The organism is Lysobacter ciconiae (genome assembly GCF_015209725.1).
Classification (GTDB): Bacteria; Pseudomonadota; Gammaproteobacteria; order Xanthomonadales; family Xanthomonadaceae; genus Novilysobacter; species Novilysobacter ciconiae.
Window position 1 is genome coordinate 2,829,336 of the sequence record NZ_CP063656.1, and the last position, 17,653, is coordinate 2,846,988.

The following is a 17,653-nucleotide window of genomic DNA, read 5'->3' on the forward strand; positions in this document are numbered from 1 at the left end:
ACCCTCCGGTTCTGCCGTGCGCGCCTTCCGGCCCGCATCAAATGGAATCGCCGCGTGGTGGACGCGTCGCGGTCAGTGGGTCTCTTCGCCGCCGGAGACGTTCATCGCCTCGCCGGTGACGTAGGCGCCGTCGTCGGAACACAGGAACGCGCAGGCCGCCGCGGTATCGCCGGGCAAACCCGCACGGCCCAGGGGGATGCGCGCGCGCATCTGGGCCAGGTAGTCCTCCACGCTGAGTCCGCGCAGCCTGGCGAAGTACTCGTTCTGCCAGGCGCCCAGGCCGGTGGTGACATGGTTGGGGCAGATCGCGTTGGCGGTGATGCCGTGTTCGCCCAGCTCAATCGCGCTGACCCGGGTCAGGCCGACGACGCCGTGCTTGGACGAGCAGTACGCGCCGGCATGCGGCACGCCGGACTTCGCCGCCTGGGAGGCGATGTTGACGATCCGGCCGCCACGGCCCTGGGCGATCATCGCCTTCGCCGCGTGCTTGGTGCACAGGAAGCTGCCGCGCAGGTTCACGCCCAGCACCGCGTCCCATTCGTCCACGTCCATGTCGACGATGGATTTCATCAGGTAGCCGATGCCGGCGTTGTTCACCAGGATGTCGATCCCGCCGAAGCGCTCCACCGTGCGGGCGATGACCGCCTCGACCTGGCTTTCCTCCAGCACGTCCAGCGCCATCGCAATGCACTCGCCCCCGGCGGCGGTGATCGCGGCGGCGGTGCGCGCCATTTCCTCGTCGGTGCCGATCGCATCGACCGGCATCTGCGCGCCGCGGCCCTGGCCGATATCGGTGATCACCACCCTGCAACCCTCGGCGGCGAGGCGGCGGGCGATGCCCTCGCCCAGACCGCCGGCACGGCCGGCGCCGGTGATCAGGGCGACCTTGCCCTTGAGTTCGCTGTAGCGGGGCGCGGGCAGCGACGAGGGAGTTGCAGCGGTCATGGCGGTCTCAGATCGATTCGGCGCGGATGAAAATCGGGTTGTCGGCAAACTGCTGGAACTGCGCCGCGCCGGCCTGCACCTGGGGCGCGGACAGGTCGGCGGCGAACGCGGCCATGTCGGGCACGCGCATGATTTCGATGTATTCGTAGGGCGGCTTGCCGTCGCCGATCAGCAGACCCTTGGTTCGCAGCACCTCGAAACTGTCCATGGACGAAAGCGCATTGACCGTCGGCACGTCGTGCTCGCGCGCCCAGTGCTCGAAGTCCCCGGCGCTGGCGCCGGGCTTGAGGTTGAAAAGAACGATCACGGTATTCATGGCTTCCTCCGGGGCAATCGACTGTGGCACACTTTGTCCGGACAAAGTGTAGGCATGCCATCCGTTGCCGGTCAACGCCAGGGAGAATCCGCCCTCCGGCGTCCCTGCTCCCCCACGAACCAACCTGCAGAGGTACGAGAATGAAGCGCTACTACCCGTGGCTGATGGCGATAATGGGGATGCTGGTCCTGCTCACGTCGAACGGCCTGATCGTGACCGGCCTGACCGCCTTCGACGAGTCGCTGCTGAAGGAGTTCGACTGGACCCGCAGCCAGCTGAAGATGCGCGACCTGATCACCCTCGTGCTGGCCGGCTGGCTGGGGCCCTTCATTGGCGCGATCATCGACCGCGCCGGCCCGCGCCGGCTGATCCTGGGCGGCATCGCGCTGCTGGGCGCGATGTACTTCGCCTACGCCTTCGTCAATTCGCTGACCCACCTGTACCTGATCCACGTCGGCCTGGGCGTGGTGCTGGTCGCCGCCGGGCTCAACGTCGCGGTGATCTACGTCTCGCAGTGGTTCAGCGTGCAGCGCGGCACCGCCATCGGCATCGCGCTGGTGGGCACCAGCCTGGGAGGCATGATCTTCCCGCCGCTGGCCGTGCACCTGCTGAAGACCATGGACTGGCGGACCGCCTTCATGTGGGAGATGGCGATTCCGGCCACCTTTTTGGTGATCGCCTACTTCCTCGTGCACAGCCCGAGCGAGAAGAACATCAAGCCCTGGGGCGCCGACAAGGTGGCGGCCAAGGCGGTCGCCGATGCGGCGGCCAACATCGTCACCCTGCCCGACCTGACCTACAGGCAGGCGTTGCGCACGCGCACCTTCTGGGCGCTGGCCACGGTCGCCATGACCACGTTCTTCTCCATCATGGCCGTCTCGCAGAACCTGTTCCTGCACATGCGCGACCTGCAGTTCACCCCGGTCCAGGCGGGTTCTGCGCTGAGCCTGATGTTCGGCCTGGCGATGGTCGGCAAGTTCCTGTTCGGCATGCTCGCCGACATCCTCTCGGCCAAGGTCGTGTTCATCGTCAACCTGCTGATCATGGCCTCCGGCGCGGCGGTGCTGGCGACCATGCGCCCGGACCTGGTCTGGTACGCGCTGATCCTGTTCGGCCTGGGCTGGGGCGGCCTGTACACCATGATCCAGCTGCTGGCGGTCAATGCCTTCGGGCTGTCCTCGGCCGGCAAGATCCTCGGCACCGTGACCTTGCTGGATGCGACCACGGCCGGCCTGGGCATCTGGATGGCGGCGAAGATCTTCGACATGACCGGCAGCTACAAGCCGGCCTTCCAGCTGGTGTTCGTGCTCATCGCCGTGGCCCTGGTCATGTCCACCCTGGTGCGCGACGAGCGCGCCCGCCTGGCCCGGCTCGCGTCCTGACCCTGCACCCTGACCCCTGACTTCATGCTCCCTGACCCCAGGAGAATCCCATGCCTGTAATGGAAACGTCCGACCTCACCGCCCGCCAGTACTGGGCCCAGGTCAAGGCCAACCGCAACCGCGCGAAGTTCGGCTTCGGCCAGCGTCCGGCGATCGTCAACATCGACGTGCAGCGCGCCTACACCGACATGGACGCGTTCAAGACCGCGTATGAGACCGACCCGCGGCAGATCGAGCACATCAATACGCTCTCCGCGCTGTTGCGCGAGCGCGGCCTGCCGGTGATCTGGACCTACGTCGCCTACGCCGAGAACGGCGAGGACGCCGGGGTCTGGGGCACGCGCACGAATACGCCCGACTCGCTGCAGAACATCAAGCACGGCTCCGAGCGCGCCCAGCTGGATCCGCGCGCCGACGTGCAGCCCGGCGACATCGTCATGCACAAGCTGATGGCCAGCCCGTTCTTCGAGACCAACCTGTGGTCGCTGCTGACCTTCCACCGCATCGACACGCTGATCATCACCGGCGGCTCGACCTCGGGCTGCGTCCGCGCCTGCTCGGTGGACAGCCTGTCGCGCGGCTTCCGCACGATCGTGGTGGAGGAGTGCGTGGCCGACAAACACGAGATCCCGCACTTCGCCAACCTCGCCGACATCATGCTCAAGTACGCCGACGTGGAGTCGGTGGACGAGGTGGAGGCCGAGCTGAAGAAGATCGCACCATGAGCACCGGCGCGCCCACGCAAAAGGCCGATCCGGGCCTGTACGACTACTGGTCCTACGACAGCCGGCCGAAGATCCAGTGGCCGGGTGGGGCGAAGGTCGCGCTGTGGATCGCGCCCAACATAGAGTTCTACGAGCTCGACCCGCCGCCCAACCCGCAGCGCAAGCCGTGGCCGCGGCCGTTGCCGGACGTGCTGGGTTACGCGACCCGCGACTACGGCAACCGCGTCGGCCACCAGCGCATGATGCGGGTGATGGACAGGTACGGTCTGCGCGGCTCGGTGTCGCTGTCGGCGGCGACGCTGATCCATCACCCCGAGGTGATCGAGCTGGCGGCCGAGCGCGACTGGGAGTTCTTCAGCCACGGCATCTACAACACCCGCTACACCTACGGCCTGTCGGAGGCGCAGGAGCGGGAGATGATCGAGGAGTCGATGGCGCTCATCGTCCAGCACACCGGCCAGCACTGCGACGGCTACCTCGCGCCGGCGCTGTCGCACTCCAATGCGACCATCGACCTGTTCGCCGAGGCCGGCGGCCGGTACACCTGCGACCTGTTCCACGACGACCAGCCCACGCCGGTGCGCACCCGCAGCGGCAAGCGTTTCGTCTCGGTGCCCTACTCGCTGGAGCTCAACGACACGATCACCTACGTGGTCAACAAGATCGAACCGCGCCGCTACGGGCAGATGATCAAGGACGCGTTCGACCGCCTGTATGAGGAGGGCGCGGAAAATGGCACCGTGTTGTGCGTACCGCTGCATGCCTACCAGGTCAGCCACCCGCACCGGCTCGCCGCGTTCGAGGATGCGATGGACTACATCAGCCAGCACGACGGGGTGTGGAAGGCGACCGGCCGCGAGATCGCCGCGCATTACCTGGATCACCACTACGACGAGGCGCTGGCGTCGATCGACGCGGTGGCGCAGGAGGCATCGGCATGAGTCTGGGCCCCGACTACCTGCAGTACCCGAACCGCCGCCACGGCATGGACCACGACCGCTACGCGTGGTCGATGCTGGCCGACCGCTCGCCGGTGGCCTGGCCGGACGGCAAGCCGCTGGCCTTGTGGCTGAATCTCAGCCTGGAGCACTTCCCGCTGAACCCGGCCGGCGAAGGCTTCAAGGCCCCCGGCAGCATGACCATGCCCTACCCGGACCTGCGCCATTACACCTTGCGCGACTACGGCAACCGGGTCGGCGTATTCCGCGTTCTGGATGCGCTCAAGCAGCGCAACCTGACCGCCAGCGTCGCGGTCAATGGCGAGCTGGCCGAGCGCTACCCCGCGCTGCTGCGTCGGGTGCAGGCGGCCGGATTCGAGCTGCTCGGCCACGGCTGGAACATGGACTGCGTGCATTACGGCGGCCTGGACGAAACGCGCGAGCGCGAGTGGATCCAGCGCAGCCTGGCCGCGCTGGCGCCCTACGCCGGCGCGCCGATCCGTGGCTGGCTGTCGCCGGCGCGCTCCCAGTCCCACCGCACGCCCGAGTTATTGCGCGAGGCCGGCATCGAGTGGTGCGCGGACTGGGTCAACGACGAGTTGCCCTACGCCTTCCACACCGACCACGGCCCGCTGTCGATCCTGCCGCTGTCGCTGGAGTTGGAGGACCGCTTCATCGTGGGCGACAACCTGCACAGCGAATCCCAGTACGCCGACCAGGTGATCGATGCCTGCGAGTTCCTGCTCGCCGAGGCCCGCGACACCGGCCACGGCCGGATGCTCGCGCTCAACATCCACCCCTGGGTGATGGGCCAGCCGCACCGGATCAAGCACCTGGAACGCGTGTTCGCGCACCTGGCCTCGCGCGCGGATTCGATCTGGAACGCGCCGCCATCGGCAATCCTGGCCGCCGCGTCGCCCAACGCGACCGAGGCCGCGAACGCGAGTCACGCAAGCTAGCGTTTCGCGTCTTCAGCCGCCGCGCGGGATAATGGCTGGCATCCCGCCGCTGCAAAGACGTTCCCAGCCACTCCTGCATGCGCTCCACGGCGCATCATCAGCAATGGAACCGCCATGACCCCGGAAGACCTGAACGCCACCTACGGCCCCCGCGAATCGATGGAATACGACATCGTCGTGGTGGGCGCCGGCCCGGCCGGACTGGCCACCGCGATCCACCTGCGCCAGCTCGCCGCCAGCAAGGGCAGCGAGGTCTCGGTGTGCGTGCTGGAGAAGGGCTCCGAGCCGGGCGCGCACATCCTTTCGGGCGCGATCATGGACACCCGCGCGCTGGACGAGCTGCTGCCGGATTGGAAGGAGCACGGCGCGCCGCTTCGCCAGCCGGTGACCCGCGACGAGTTCCTGTTCCTCAGCGAGAGCGGTGCCAGGGCGACCCCGGCCGCGTTCCTGCCCGAGTGCTTCAACAACCACGGCAACTACGTGATCAGCCTGGGCGAGTTCACCCGCTGGCTGGCCGGCCAGGCGGAAGAACTCGGGGTGGAGATCTTCCCCGGCTTCGCGGCTGACGAGGTGCTCTACAGCGACGCCGGCGCGGTGATCGGCGTGGCCACCGGCGACATGGGCCTGGACAAGAACCGCGAGCCCGGCCCGCAGTTCCAGCGCGGCATGGAACTGCACGCCAAATACACCGTCTTCGCCGAAGGCTCGCGCGGCCACCTGGGTCGCCGCTTGATCGAGCGCTTCCAGCTCGACCGGGACTGTGACCCGCAGAGCTTCGGCCTGGGCATCAAGGAGCTGTGGGAGGTCGATCCGGCCAAGCACGAACCCGGCCTGGTGGTGCACACCGCCGGCTGGCCGCTGGATTCGGACACCTACGGCGGCTCGTTCGTCTACCACGCCGATGACAACAAGGTCGTGGTCGGCTTCGTGGTCGGGCTGGACTACACCAACCCCTGGCTGAGCCCGTTCCAGGAGTTCCAGCGCTTCAAGACCCACCCCTCCATCCGCAAGCACCTGGAAGGCGGCAAGCGCATCTCCTACGGCGCCCGCACCATCACCGCCGGCGGGCTGATGTCGTTGCCGAAAACCGTGTTCCCCGGTGGCGTGCTGGTCGGCTGCGAAGCCGGCTACCTCAACGCGAGCCGGATCAAGGGCAGCCACGCCGCGATCAAGACCGGCATGCAGGCCGCCCAGGCCGCGTTCGACGCGCTGGCCGCTGGCCGCTCGCACGACGAGCTGACCGCCTACCCGGCCGCATTCGAAGCCAGCTGGCTGCACGACGAGCTCAAGCAGTCCAAGAACTTCAAGCAGTGGTTCAAGAAGGGCCGCACGATCGCCACCCTGATGACCGGCATCGAGCAGTGGCTGCTGCCCAAGCTGGGCATCCGCAATCCGCCGTGGACGCTGCGCCACGCCAAGGCCGATCACGAGTGCCTGGATCCGGCCGACAAGCGCGAGAGGATCGACTACCCCAAGCCCGACGGCGTGCTGACCTTCGACAGGCTCAGCTCGGTGTTCCTCAGCAGCACCCACCACGACGAGAGCCAGCCGGCGCATCTGACGCTGAAGGATCCGGCCGTGCCGGTGAGCATCAACCTGGCAGAATACGCCGGTCCGGAAGCGCGCTACTGCCCGGCGGGCGTGTATGAATTCGTCGGCGAGCCGGGCGCGGAGAAGCTGCAGATCAACTTCGCCAACTGCGTGCACTGCAAGACCTGCGACATCAAGGACCCGACCCAGAACATCGTCTGGGTCGCCCCGCTGGGCGGCGACGGTCCCAATTACGCCAAAATGTAAGTGCGCGGCCACGCGCCGCCCCACCCACCGACATCGAGAGCCCCATGACCGCAAGCACGAGCCCCGGCGCCCGTTTCCGCCAAGCCCTCAGCGAAGAGAAGCCGCTGCAGATCGTCGGCACCATCAACGCCAACCACGCGCTGCTGGCCAGGCGCGCGGGCTATCGCGCCATCTATCTGTCCGGCGGCGGTGTCGCAGCTGGCTCCTTGGGCCTGCCGGATCTGGGCATCAACACCCTGGATGACGTGCTGACCGACGTGCGCCGGATCACCGATGTCTGCGATCTGCCGCTGATGGTCGACATCGATACCGGCTTCGGCCCCAGCGCGTTCAACATCGCGCGCACCGTGAAGTCGCTGATCAAGGCCGGCGGTGCGGCCTGCCATATCGAGGACCAGGTGGGTGCCAAGCGCTGCGGCCACCGCCCGGGCAAGGAGATTGTCTCCAAGGGCGAGATGGTCGACCGCATCAAGGCGGCGGTCGATGCCAAAACCGACCCGGACTTTTTCCTGATCGCGCGCACCGACGCGATCGCCTCGCACGGCGTGGATGACGCCATCGAGCGCGCGATCGCGTTCGTGGAGGCCGGCGCGGACGGCATCTTCGCCGAGGCCGCCTACGACCTGCCGACCTACCAGCGCTTCGTGGATGCGGTGAAGGCGCCGGTGCTTGCCAACATCACCGAGTTCGGCCAGACCCCGCTGTTCACCCGCGACGAACTCGCCTCAGTGGGCGTGGCAATGCAACTGTTCCCGCTGTCCGCGTTCCGGGCGATGAACAAGGCCGCCGAGGCCGTCTACACCGCCATCCGCAGCGACGGCCACCAGAAGAACGTGGTCGACAGCATGCAGACCCGCGAGGAGCTGTACGACCGGATTGGCTACCACGAGTTCGAGCAGAGCCTGGACAAGGTCTTCAGCGGCGCCAAGTAGGCGCGCACGGGGCGGCCGGTCAAGCGTTGCATAGCGGAAGCGCAATGGAGCGCCCGGGACCCGGATCAAGGGATCAGTCCGTGGCTTCCCCCGCGCCGCGCGCCTGCGACTGGACCGCCTCCGCCCGGGCGGCTAGGTATGCCTCGTAGCGCTCCAGCACGTCGTCGATGACCTGCGGGCGGGTCAGGCCCATCAGGTCATAGCCGCCCGAGCCCGATCCGGTGACCACTTCCAGGCGGTAATAGACGTCCGTCTGGCGCGCCATCTTGCCGCTGAAGGTCGGTACCGGCGCCTCGACCACGGCGACCTGGTACTGGAACGGCCGCTGCGCCTCCGGCGACACCCGCAGCACTGGCTCGGCAATGCCCAAGGCGTTGGTCACCGATTCGCTCTGCACCTGGTAACCCTCGTTGCGGAACTCGGCGGCGACCTCTTCCAGCGCCGGCCGCACGGTCCGCTCCAGGAACTGGCTGGCCTCGCGCAAAGACGGGAACGTGAGCAGGTGGCCCAGCCGCTGTTTCCAGGAGCGCTCCGGCACCGGCCCGCCGCTGGGCGCGATGGACGGCTTGCGCAGCACCGTGCCCTCGCGCTCGGCGCGTTCCATCCCCAGCGCCTTGTAGAACGAGGCCATCACCAGGTAGGCGATGATCGTCACCGGCAGGGCGAAGATCAGGGTGGCGTACTCCATGGTCATCACGCCACCGGCGAGCAACATTGCGATGGTCAGCACGGCGGTCAGCAGCGCCCAGAAAATGCGCAGCCACTTGGGACCGTCCTGCGCGGGATCCGGGATCGAGGCGGAAAAGTTCGACATCACCATCGCCCCGGAATTGGCACTGGTGAGGTAGAACAGCAGTCCGGAAAAGGTCGCCAGGATGATCAGAAAGATCGCACCCGGGAACAGCTCCATCAGCGCGTACCAGCCGCGCTCGGGGCTAGCCACCGCCAGCTCGGCGAATGCGTTGTTTCCCTGCAGCACCTCGTACAGCGCCGAGTTGCCGAACAGCGACACGATGATGAAGTCGCACAGCACCGGCACGGTGATCGCGGCAATGACGAATTCGCGCAGCGTGCGTCCACGCGAGATCCGCGCCAGGAACACGCCGACAAACGGCCCCCAGGCCAGCCAGAACGCCCAGAAAAACAGCGTCCACGATCCCATCCACTCGCTGCTGCCGGGCTCGTAGGCGAAGGTCTGGAACATCCGCGCCGGCAGCGTGACCAGGAACCGGCCCACGTTTTCGACCAGCGCATTCATCAGGAATGCGGTCTGGCCGGCGACGAGGATGAACACCATCATCGCCAGCGCGCTCCACAGGTTCAGCTCGGAGATCCAGCGCACGCCCCGGTCCACCCCGGAGGTGGTGGCCGCGATGGTGACCGCGACCGCGCCGATCACCAGCGCGATCTGCAGCGTCAGGCCGGCCTCCAGACCAAAAATGCGCGCGAAGCCGACGCTCAGCAGGACCACGCCGATGCCCATCGACGTGGCGACGCCGAACACCGTGCCCACCAGCGCGATGATGCTGATGCCATGGCCGAGCGGGCCGCTGACGCGTTTGCCCAGCAGCGGATACAGCGCGGCGCGGATGGAGAGCGGCATGTCCCAGCGGTAGGCGAAATAGCCCATCGCCATGCCCAGCAGCGCGTACACCGCCCAGCCGGCGATGCCGTAGTGGAACATCGTCCACACCACCGCATCCTGCAACGCGGCCGAGGAGACGCCGTCGCCCGCGGGCGGGGTCAGGTATTGCACGACCGGGCCGGTCACGGAAAAGAACAGCAGGTCGATGCCCACGCCGGCGGCGAACAGCATTGCCACCCAGGTCGTCAGCTTGTACTGCGGCCGGGACTCGTCGGGGCCGAGGCGGATATCGCCTTCCCTGGACACGGCCACCCAGACCACGAAGCCGATCACCAGTGCCATCGTCAGCACGTAGTACCAGCCAAGGTTGGAGGCGATCCAGTGGACGACCAGGCGCATGGTGGTGCGCGCGCCATCGGGCATGAAGATCGCCCACATCGAGAAGGCGAGGATCACCGCCGAGGCAATGACCAGCACGCTCCAGTTGATGTGGGCCTTGCCGTCGCCGACCAGTTCCTGGCGACCCTTGCCAAGGTCGCCGCGCGATACCGGTGCCTCGTCATCCGCACGCCTGGGGGGGCGCTGGGTGCCGCCGAAACGGCTGCGCTCAATCGGCGCCGGAGGTCTGGAGCCGGACTCGCCCGGTGTTGCGCCATGCGCAGCAGGCTGCGAACGCTTCGCGTCAATCGGCTCGTTCGTCATCGGCTGCCACGTCCACTTGTTGGATCCGCGTGATCCTAGATATCGCGACGGCTCGGTTGCGTGAATCCGGCCCGCCTGCTCATCGCGGCAGCATCGCCGCGAGCTTGACGCCGACCCAGACCGCGCCGATGCCGAGCACCACACTGCAGCCCACATACAATGCCGCCGAAGCCAATTCGCCTCGACGCAGCAGGTGCGAAGCCTCCAGACCGAACGCCGAGAACGTGGTGAACCCGCCCAGCAAGCCGGTGAACAGGAACAGCCGGGCTTCGGTTCCGAAGACCTGGTAGCGCTCGCCGACCCCCGCCAGCACGCCCACCGCCAGACACCCCAGGATATTCACCGCCAGCGTACCCAGCGGGAAGCGGCCCTGTCCGCCCATGGGCAGGATCAGCAGGCCGATCGAATAACGCGCGATCGCGCCGAGGAATCCACCGCATCCGACAAGGAGCAGGCTATGCATGGTCGCCAGCCCTTCTGCCCAGGCAGGTCACCGGTGCGCGCGCCGGGGCGTCGCGCTCAACCGCGCGAGCGCCGCTGCACGATCATGCCCACGCCGATGACGATCAGCACCGCCGGCCACCATTCCGTGACGAGCGGCCGGATGTTGGGCAGCCAACCCTGCTTCTGGAGCAGGAAATAGGTGCCCACCGCAATCAGTACATAGGCGCCGGTCAGTGAGTTGGAGCGCATGGGATCGTCCTGTTGAAGCCTGCGGCTGGATTAATGGTCGCCTAGGGTACCCCGACTGCGGACGCCTCCTGCATCCTTGCCAGCAGCTTCCCGGAGACCAGCAGGTTCTTCGCCGGCACGATCAACCCGGACTCGAACGGAGTGAGGAGCACCGTCATCAGGATCATCGGCATCAGGCCGATGGTGCGCGCCAGCGGGTCGATGGCGCGGCAGGTCCGGTGGACACGTGCCGCGTAGACAATCACCGGGGGCACGGTGATCAGCGCCAGCCAGATCGAGGTGGTGGCCACGGTCCGGGAGGCGTGGAAGACCGCCGTGAGGACCATCGCGCCGAACCAGAGCACGTGGACGATGTAGCTCACCATCAGCCGCCGCCGTTGCCTGTGCAGCGTCGACGCGAGCGGGTGTCGCCATTCGTCGGTGAGCGATGTCGCCGCCGCTGCCTCCATTCTGCCCACCTGCCAGAGAGGATCGCGTCCGTGTGGACCGTTGCACGGAGTGTGCCGCAAGCCAGCGGACTTCAGCGCGACCGGCGCACGTTCCGCGGCTGGCTCACCAGTTGCTGGCAGGCGCTGCAGGCCTGCTCCAGGTCGTCGAGGAACTCGATCGCGCGGTCGAGTTCGCCCTGTGCGAGCAGGCCACGTACCACGGCGGCCGACAGCACGACCGTGTTGAGCGCGTTGCGCAGATCGTGCAGCCAGTCGCGGTCGTATTCGGGCGCGCTCATGCCGGCGCGTCGGAGGTCCTGCCGTCCTCGGCCTCGAGGCGGGCAAGGTGGTTGTGCACGGTGCGCACGCTGATGCCCAGTGCGCGCGCGGCGGCCGTCTTGTCCTGGTCGAAATGGTCCAGCGTCTTCAGCAGGGCGCGGCGCTCGAGCTCGGCCAGGGTGGTGCCGACGGTGAACACGATGGTGGAGTCGGTCTCGGTCAGCACCGGCCGTGGCGGCGCCGGCCGCACGGTCAGTGCATCGCCGGGCTCCAGCAGGTAGGCGCGCTGGACGGCGCTGCGCAGCTCGCGCACGTTGCCCGGCCAGGCGTGGCGCAGCAGCAGGCCTTCGGTCCGCGGCTTGAGGTAGCGGCTGCGGTGGTAACGCGTATTGAGCCGATCGATGAACATGCGCGCCAGCAGGATCACGTCGTCGCCGCGCTCGCGCAGCGGCGGCAGGGTGATGGGCACATCGGCCAAGCGGTAGTACAGGTCCTCGCGCAGGCGTCCGGCCTCCACGGCAGCCAGCGGGTCGCGGTTGGTCGCCGCCACGACCCGGACCGGCACGGGGATCGCATCGGATCCGCCGACGCGGGTGACGGTCCCGGTTTCCAGCACGCGCAGCAGGTAGACCTGCAACTGCGCCGGCATCTCGCCGATCTCGTCCAGCAGCAGGGTGCCGTGCGCGGCCTGCTCGAACACACCGATGTGGCGACCGTGGGCGCCGGTGAAACTGCCGCGCTCGTGGCCGAACAGCTGGCTGGCCAGCAGCTCGTGGGGCACGGCCCCGCAGTTGATGGCGACAAACGGGCCACTGCGTCCGCTGAGCTCGTGCAGCGCGCGGGCGGCGACTTCCTTGCCGGTGCCGCTCTCGCCGTCGATGAGCACGGTCGCCTCCGAAGCCGCCACCTGGACCAGGGTGTCGGCGACCTGCTGCGTGGCCGGCGAGCGGCCCACGAAACCGTCCAGCCCGGGCGGCCGGCTGGGCACGGACTTCTTCCAGCGACCCGGCGATGACTGCTCCAGCAGCCTGGCCATCTGCGCCGGACACAGCGGTTTGAGGATGTAATCCATGACCGGCGCGGAGACCGCGCGCATCGCCGATTCGATGCTCGGGCTGCCGGTCACCACCACCACCTGCCCGTGCTCGGCCAGGTCGATGTCGGCCAGCAGGTCCATCCCGCGCCCGTCCGGCAGCTCCAGGTCGAGCAACAACAGGTCGGCGCGGATGTCGGGGATCTTTTCCCGCGCCTCGGCCAGGGTATGCGCGGCATGGACCTGGTAGCCGTGCTGGCGCGCCATTTCGCTGGCGGCGCGGACGAAGCTGCGGTCATCGTCGAGAATGAACAGGGTGGGTTCCAAGGCGGCCCTCCCGCGGGTTGGATTCCGAGCGTAGGCTCGGCGCAGTTAACGCGCTGTTGAACGCCTGCCGCATTGGGCTCGGGTCAGCGGCTGGAGCCTGAACGGTTCACCTTCACCACTGCATCCATTTCGCGCAGCAAGTCATCCACGTGGATGGGCTTGCCGATGTGACCGGCAAACCCGGCCTCCCCGGACTGGCGCGCGTCGTTCTCGCCGCCAAAGCCGGTGACGGCGATGACCGGAACGTCCGCGGTCGATGGCCGTTCGCGCAGCTTGGCCAGCAGCTGGTAGCCGTCCATGTCCGGCATGCCCAGGTCGGTGAGCACCACATCCGGGGGCCGGCGCGCCGCCAATTGCAGGGCTTGCTCGCCGCTGCTGGCGGCCAGCACGTCCACCCCTTCCAGACGCAGCAACGCGGCCAGTGCATCCACCGTCTGCGGGTCATCGTCGACGATGAGCACGCACAGGCCGGTGCCTGCCGGGTGGTCGTGGGTGCTTGCGGCGGGCTCCGTCAGCGACGGCGCCTGCAGCGGCAGCCAGACGCTGAAGCATGCCCCTTTGTCGGGGCCCTCGGAGCGCGCCTGCACGCGTCCGCCGTGGAGCTCGGCCAGCTGCCGCACCACCGACAGGCCGATACCCAGTCCGCGCTGGTGGCTGGCGGCGCGCGCGCCGCCCTGACCGAACATCTCGAAGATGCGTGGCAGCGCGTCGGCGCTGATGCCGCGCCCGTTGTCGATGACGTCCAGGCGGCCGAAGTCCGCCTCGGCGCGCGTGCGTACCCGCACCCGCCCGCCGGCGCTGCTGAACTTGACCGCATTGCCCAGCAGGTTCCACAGGATCTGGTTGAGCCGGGCGGCATCGGCGATCACCATCACCGGATCCTCAGGGCACTCGGCCAGCAGGCGGATGTCGGCGGCCGCGGCCTCGGCCGACATCGCCTCCACCGCCGCCTGCGCCGCCCCCGCCAGATCCACCGGCGCCAGGTCCAGGCTGAGCTTGCCGGTACGGATGCGCGACAGGTCCAGCAGGTCGTCGACGATGCGGCCCTGGGCGTGGGCGGCGCGGCACACGGCATCCAGCGCGCGCGCCGCGACCGGCTCGTTGCGCAGCTGCGGCGCCATGGTGCGACCGATCAGCTCGGCATTGACGCTGATCAGGTTCAACGGGTGCTTGAGTTCATGCGAGACCACGGCGAGAAACTCTTCCTTCACCGCCAGGCTGGCCTTGGCCGCAGCGTGCGCGGCGCGCGAGCGCGTCAGCTTCTCCTCGCTGAGCTCGCGCAGCTCGTGCTGCAGGGTCGCATCGCGGGCGATCTTGACGTAGCCGCGCAGGCCGTTCACGTCCACCGGGGTCATCACGCCGCTGCAGAAAATGCGGCTGCCGTCCTTGCGCAGGTGCCAGCGCTCGTCACTGGCGCGGCCGTACAGGCGGGCGTTCTCCATCTCCTCCTCGGGCTTGCCGGCGGCGACATCCTCGGGCACGAACAACGCGTGGATGCGCTTGCCCTTCATCTCGCCATCGTCGTAGCCGAACACCGCCTTGGCGCCGCTGTTCCAGCCGATGATGTAGCCGTCCACGTCGGTGGCGACCACGGCGAAGTCCGCCGACTGCAGGAACGCCAGGCGCATGTCCTCCTCGCCGCGGGCGATCTCCTCCTGCGCCCGGCGCAGCGGGGTGATATCCACCAGGGTCAGCACCACGCCTTCGATGTGGCGGCTGCCGGTCTGGTAGGGAAGGATGCGGCAGATCAACCAGCGTCCGTCGTCGGTGCGCACTTCCTGCTCGATGGTCTGCAGGGTCTCCATGACCGCCATCATGTCCGCGCGCAGGCCCGGATAGTGCAGCCGGTTGCGGATGTCGAACAGGTCGCGGCCCAGGTCCGAGGCGATCAGGCTGAACAGCGACTCGGCCGCCGGCGTGTAGCGGCGCACGCGCAGCTGGCGGTCGATGAACAGCGTGGCAATCTCGGTGGCGGCGAGGAAGTTCTTCAGGTCGTCGTTGACCCGCTCGGTTTCCTCGACCTTGGCCTTCAGCTCGGCATTGACCGTGAGCAGTTCCTCGTTGACCGACTGCAGCTCCTCGCTGCTGGTCTCCAGCTCCTCGGTGGTCGAGCACAACTCCTCGTTGATGGCCTGCAGCTCCTCGTTGGAGGCGCGCAACTCCTCGGCCGACAGGTTGGACTCCTCCACCGTGGCCTGCAGCTGCTGGCGGGTGTCCTGCAGGGCCTGCTCAAGCTGCCGGGCGACCGCATCGGTGGACAGCGCGGCGGCCTTGGCCGAGCTCTCCGCCGCGTCGGCGTCCGTCCGGGCGAAGAGCACCAGCATGAATTCCGCGGTCGCCGTCGGCGCGGCCTCGGCGGCGCCGTCCAGGACCACGCCGGCGCCCGCGTCCACCCGGAAGGGCTGGACGGTCAGCGTCACCAGCGTGGTGTGCCCGTCCGCCTGGCGGCGGACCGGCCGCGCGGTCACCCGCTCGCGGGTCTGCGCAGCCTGGAACATCGCCATCCGCAGCTCCATGCGCAGGTCCGGCTCGACCAGCGCGGCGAGGTTGTGCGAGGGCACCCCGGCGGCGTGGCGCAGGTAGCGCGCCACGCCCTGGGTCATGTGCACGATGGCCCCCGTCGAGTCGATGATCGCGCTGGGCGGGGCGTACGCCTCCAGCACCTGCTGGTGCAATCCGGCAAAGCGCTGCGGCACATCGGCCGGGGCGCGCACCGGCGCGGCCGGCAGCGCCGGAATCCGCAGCGGCACCGAGGGGATGCGGCGCGGCAGGCTTCCGCCCGGGCGGGCGCGGTAGATGCGGTGCTTGTTGTCGACCGGCTCGAACAGCCCGCCGGCCGCCTCGGGCGTTTCCGCGGAACCCAGGAAGAGCATGCCGCCCGGCCGCAGCGAGAAATGGAACATCTCCAGCAGCTTTTCCTGGATCTCGCGGCTCAGGTAGATCAGCACGTTGCGGCAGCTGATCAAGTCCAGCCGCGAGAACGGCGGGTCGCGCAGCATGTTGTGGGCGGTGAAGAGCACGCGCTCGCGCAGCGGCTTGCGGACCTGGTAGTGGTCATCGGCGACGGAGAAAAACTCGCGCAGGCGGCGGGGCGGGACGTCGCTCAGAATCGACCGTGGATAGCAGCCCCGGCGCGCCAGGGCGATCGCGCGCTCGTCGATGTCGGTGGCGAACAGCTGGAAGGCGTCGGCGATGCCGAAGCGCTGGGCCTCGTCCTGCAGCAGCATGGCCAGCGAATAGGCCTCCTCACCGGTGGCGCAGCCAGGCACCCACACGCGCAGGCGCTCGGGCCCGTCGATGCGCTGGTGCTGGCCGCCTGCGCCCTGCCCGGCGCGCTGCGGGCTTGCGGCGGCGCTGCTGCTGCCGTCGTCGACGCCGTCGTCAGCGGACGCACTGCGCGCCTGCGCCAGGCGCTCGAACATCGGCGGGATGATGTCGCGCTCCAGGGTGTCGAACGCCTCCCGGTCGCGGAAAAACCGGGTCACGCTGATCAGCATGTCGGCCAGCAGCGGCGGGGTTTCCTCCGGGTGCGCCCGCAGGTAGTCGCGGTAGCTGGGCAGGTCGGCCAGCATGCGCACCTGCAACCGCCGCTCGATGCGCCGCAGCACCGTGGCGCGCTTGTAGTGGGTGAACTCGTGGCCGCTGCGTTCGGCCAGGATGGCCAGGATCTCGCGCAGGGCGGTTTCGCTCTCCGGTCCCTCGTCGCGGGCGACTGCCAGGGATGCCTCCGGATCGCCGCTGGGCGGCACGCTGATGTTGCGGGCGTTGCGCCAGACATCCAGCAGCGCCTGCGGCAGTTCCGCCGCCGGCAGCACGAAATCCACGCTGCCGGTGGCGATCGCGTGGCGGGGCATGTCCGGATGCTCGGCATCCTCGGGCAGCTGGGCCATCGTCACCCCGCCCATTTCCCGGATCCAGCGCAGGCCGGCCGTGCCGTCGGATCCGCCGCCGGAGAGCACGATGCCGACCGCGCGTTCGCGGTGGGTGTCGGCCAGGGTGCGCAGGAAGATGTCCACCGCCACCGGCGCCCCGCGCTGGCGCTCCTGGTCCCGGACCTCCAGGTGGCCGTCGGCCATCGCCAGGTCCGAGCGCGGCGAGATCACGTAGACGTGGTTGGCCTTCAGCGGAACCGAGCCGGTCACCTGCTCCACCGGCATCCGGGTCGCGCGCTGCAGCACCGCGCCGGCATTGCTCTGGTGGCGCGGGGACAGGTGCAGCACCACCACGAAGGCCATGCCCGGATCGGCCGGCATCTGCTCGAAGAAGCGCTGCAGCGCGGCCAGTCCGCCTGCCGAGGCGCCCACGCCGACCACCGGGAAGGGCAGGCGCGCGTGTGCCGCGAGGTCCGCAGGCGGCGACATGGACGGTTGCGGCGAATCGGGCATCGCAGGGCTCCAGTGTTGCTCTGCGATGATGCGCCTTCGCGCTCCGGCCGTCACAGCCATCGTCTTGGCGTCCCGCAGCGCGCGCGACGCGGAAACTCCTTCCGCGCCATGCAGTTTTTGCACGCTTCGCTCGCGGGCCGCCGGCGCGGGAGCCGCGCGGCTGCTGCCATCGACGGTTGGCACGCAGCTTGCGCTTCCTTCCTGTGTGGGCAGTGGCGTCCACGCAC

The 17,653-nt window shown here is 68.5% G+C and carries 15 protein-coding genes; 6 read left to right on the forward strand and 9 right to left on the reverse strand.

Annotation, left to right across the window (positions count from 1 at the left end):
- Nucleotides 1–72: 72 nt before the first annotated feature.
- Both INQ41_RS12760 and INQ41_RS12765 read right to left on the reverse strand, forming a co-directional pair.
- Nucleotides 73–945, reverse strand: coding sequence for an SDR family NAD(P)-dependent oxidoreductase (locus INQ41_RS12760; RefSeq protein ID WP_193985026.1), 873 nt, complete (start codon nt 943–945; stop codon nt 73–75).
- Nucleotides 946–952: 7 nt separating this feature from the next.
- A complete protein-coding gene (locus tag INQ41_RS12765) occupies nt 953–1,261 on the reverse strand; it encodes an REDY-like protein HapK (RefSeq protein WP_193985028.1) in 309 nt (102 codons plus the stop codon).
- Nucleotides 1,262–1,401: 140 nt separating this feature from the next.
- Between INQ41_RS12765 and INQ41_RS12770 the strand changes: the two genes are divergently transcribed.
- From INQ41_RS12770 to prpB, 6 genes are all read left to right on the forward strand, one after another.
- Nucleotides 1,402–2,643, forward strand: a complete 1,242-nt coding sequence (locus INQ41_RS12770) for an MFS transporter (RefSeq protein WP_193985030.1) — start codon at nt 1,402–1,404, stop codon at nt 2,641–2,643.
- Nucleotides 2,644–2,693: 50 nt separating this feature from the next.
- The gene (locus tag INQ41_RS12775) at nt 2,694–3,368 is read left to right on the forward strand and encodes an isochorismatase family protein (protein WP_228076619.1); all 675 of its coding nucleotides are present in this window, start codon (nt 2,694–2,696) and stop codon (nt 3,366–3,368) included.
- Complete coding sequence (locus INQ41_RS12780) at nt 3,365–4,309, forward strand: polysaccharide deacetylase family protein (protein ID WP_193985031.1); 945 nt, start codon at nt 3,365–3,367, stop codon at nt 4,307–4,309. The genes INQ41_RS12775 and INQ41_RS12780 overlap by 4 nt, the downstream gene beginning before the upstream one ends.
- Nucleotides 4,306–5,265 carry a polysaccharide deacetylase family protein gene (locus INQ41_RS12785; RefSeq protein ID WP_193985033.1) on the forward strand — a complete coding sequence of 320 codons (960 nt, stop codon included), beginning with the start codon at nt 4,306–4,308 and terminating at the stop codon, nt 5,263–5,265. Before INQ41_RS12780 ends, INQ41_RS12785 begins: the two co-directional genes overlap by 4 nt.
- Before the next feature lie 114 nt (nt 5,266–5,379).
- Nucleotides 5,380–7,062, forward strand: coding sequence for an electron transfer flavoprotein-ubiquinone oxidoreductase (locus INQ41_RS12790; protein ID WP_193985035.1), 1,683 nt, complete (start codon nt 5,380–5,382; stop codon nt 7,060–7,062).
- A 44-nt stretch (nt 7,063–7,106) separates the two neighbouring features.
- Nucleotides 7,107–7,994: a methylisocitrate lyase gene (prpB, locus tag INQ41_RS12795; protein WP_193985037.1), complete on the forward strand. Its 888-nt coding sequence runs from the start codon at nt 7,107–7,109 to the stop codon at nt 7,992–7,994.
- A gap of 73 nt (nt 7,995–8,067) precedes the next feature.
- Here prpB and betT read toward each other — a convergent pair whose 3' ends face one another.
- From betT to INQ41_RS12830, 7 genes are all read right to left on the reverse strand, one after another.
- Nucleotides 8,068–10,281 carry a choline BCCT transporter BetT gene (betT, locus tag INQ41_RS12800; RefSeq protein ID WP_193985039.1) on the reverse strand — a complete coding sequence of 738 codons (2,214 nt, stop codon included), beginning with the start codon at nt 10,279–10,281 and terminating at the stop codon, nt 8,068–8,070.
- 79 nt (nt 10,282–10,360) lie between these two features.
- The gene (crcB, locus tag INQ41_RS12805; protein ID WP_193985041.1) at nt 10,361–10,744 is read right to left on the reverse strand and encodes a fluoride efflux transporter CrcB; all 384 of its coding nucleotides are present in this window, start codon (nt 10,742–10,744) and stop codon (nt 10,361–10,363) included.
- Nucleotides 10,745–10,800: 56 nt separating this feature from the next.
- Nucleotides 10,801–10,974, reverse strand: coding sequence for a LiaI-LiaF-like domain-containing protein (locus INQ41_RS12810; protein WP_193985043.1), 174 nt, complete (start codon nt 10,972–10,974; stop codon nt 10,801–10,803).
- Nucleotides 10,975–11,015: 41 nt separating this feature from the next.
- On the reverse strand, nt 11,016–11,423 hold the full coding sequence (locus tag INQ41_RS12815) for a hypothetical protein (RefSeq protein ID WP_193985045.1): 408 nt from the start codon (nt 11,421–11,423) through the stop codon (nt 11,016–11,018).
- A 71-nt stretch (nt 11,424–11,494) separates the two neighbouring features.
- Nucleotides 11,495–11,701 (reverse strand): hypothetical protein, encoded by a 207-nt coding sequence (locus INQ41_RS12820; protein WP_193985047.1) that lies wholly within the window; start codon nt 11,699–11,701, stop codon nt 11,495–11,497.
- Nucleotides 11,698–13,041, reverse strand: coding sequence for a sigma-54-dependent transcriptional regulator (locus INQ41_RS12825; RefSeq protein ID WP_193985048.1), 1,344 nt, complete (start codon nt 13,039–13,041; stop codon nt 11,698–11,700). The genes INQ41_RS12820 and INQ41_RS12825 overlap by 4 nt, the downstream gene beginning before the upstream one ends.
- An 83-nt stretch (nt 13,042–13,124) precedes the next feature.
- Nucleotides 13,125–17,402 (reverse strand): chemotaxis protein CheB, encoded by a 4,278-nt coding sequence (locus tag INQ41_RS12830; protein ID WP_228076620.1) that lies wholly within the window; start codon nt 17,400–17,402, stop codon nt 13,125–13,127.
- Between the last annotated feature and the right edge of the window lie 251 nt (nt 17,403–17,653).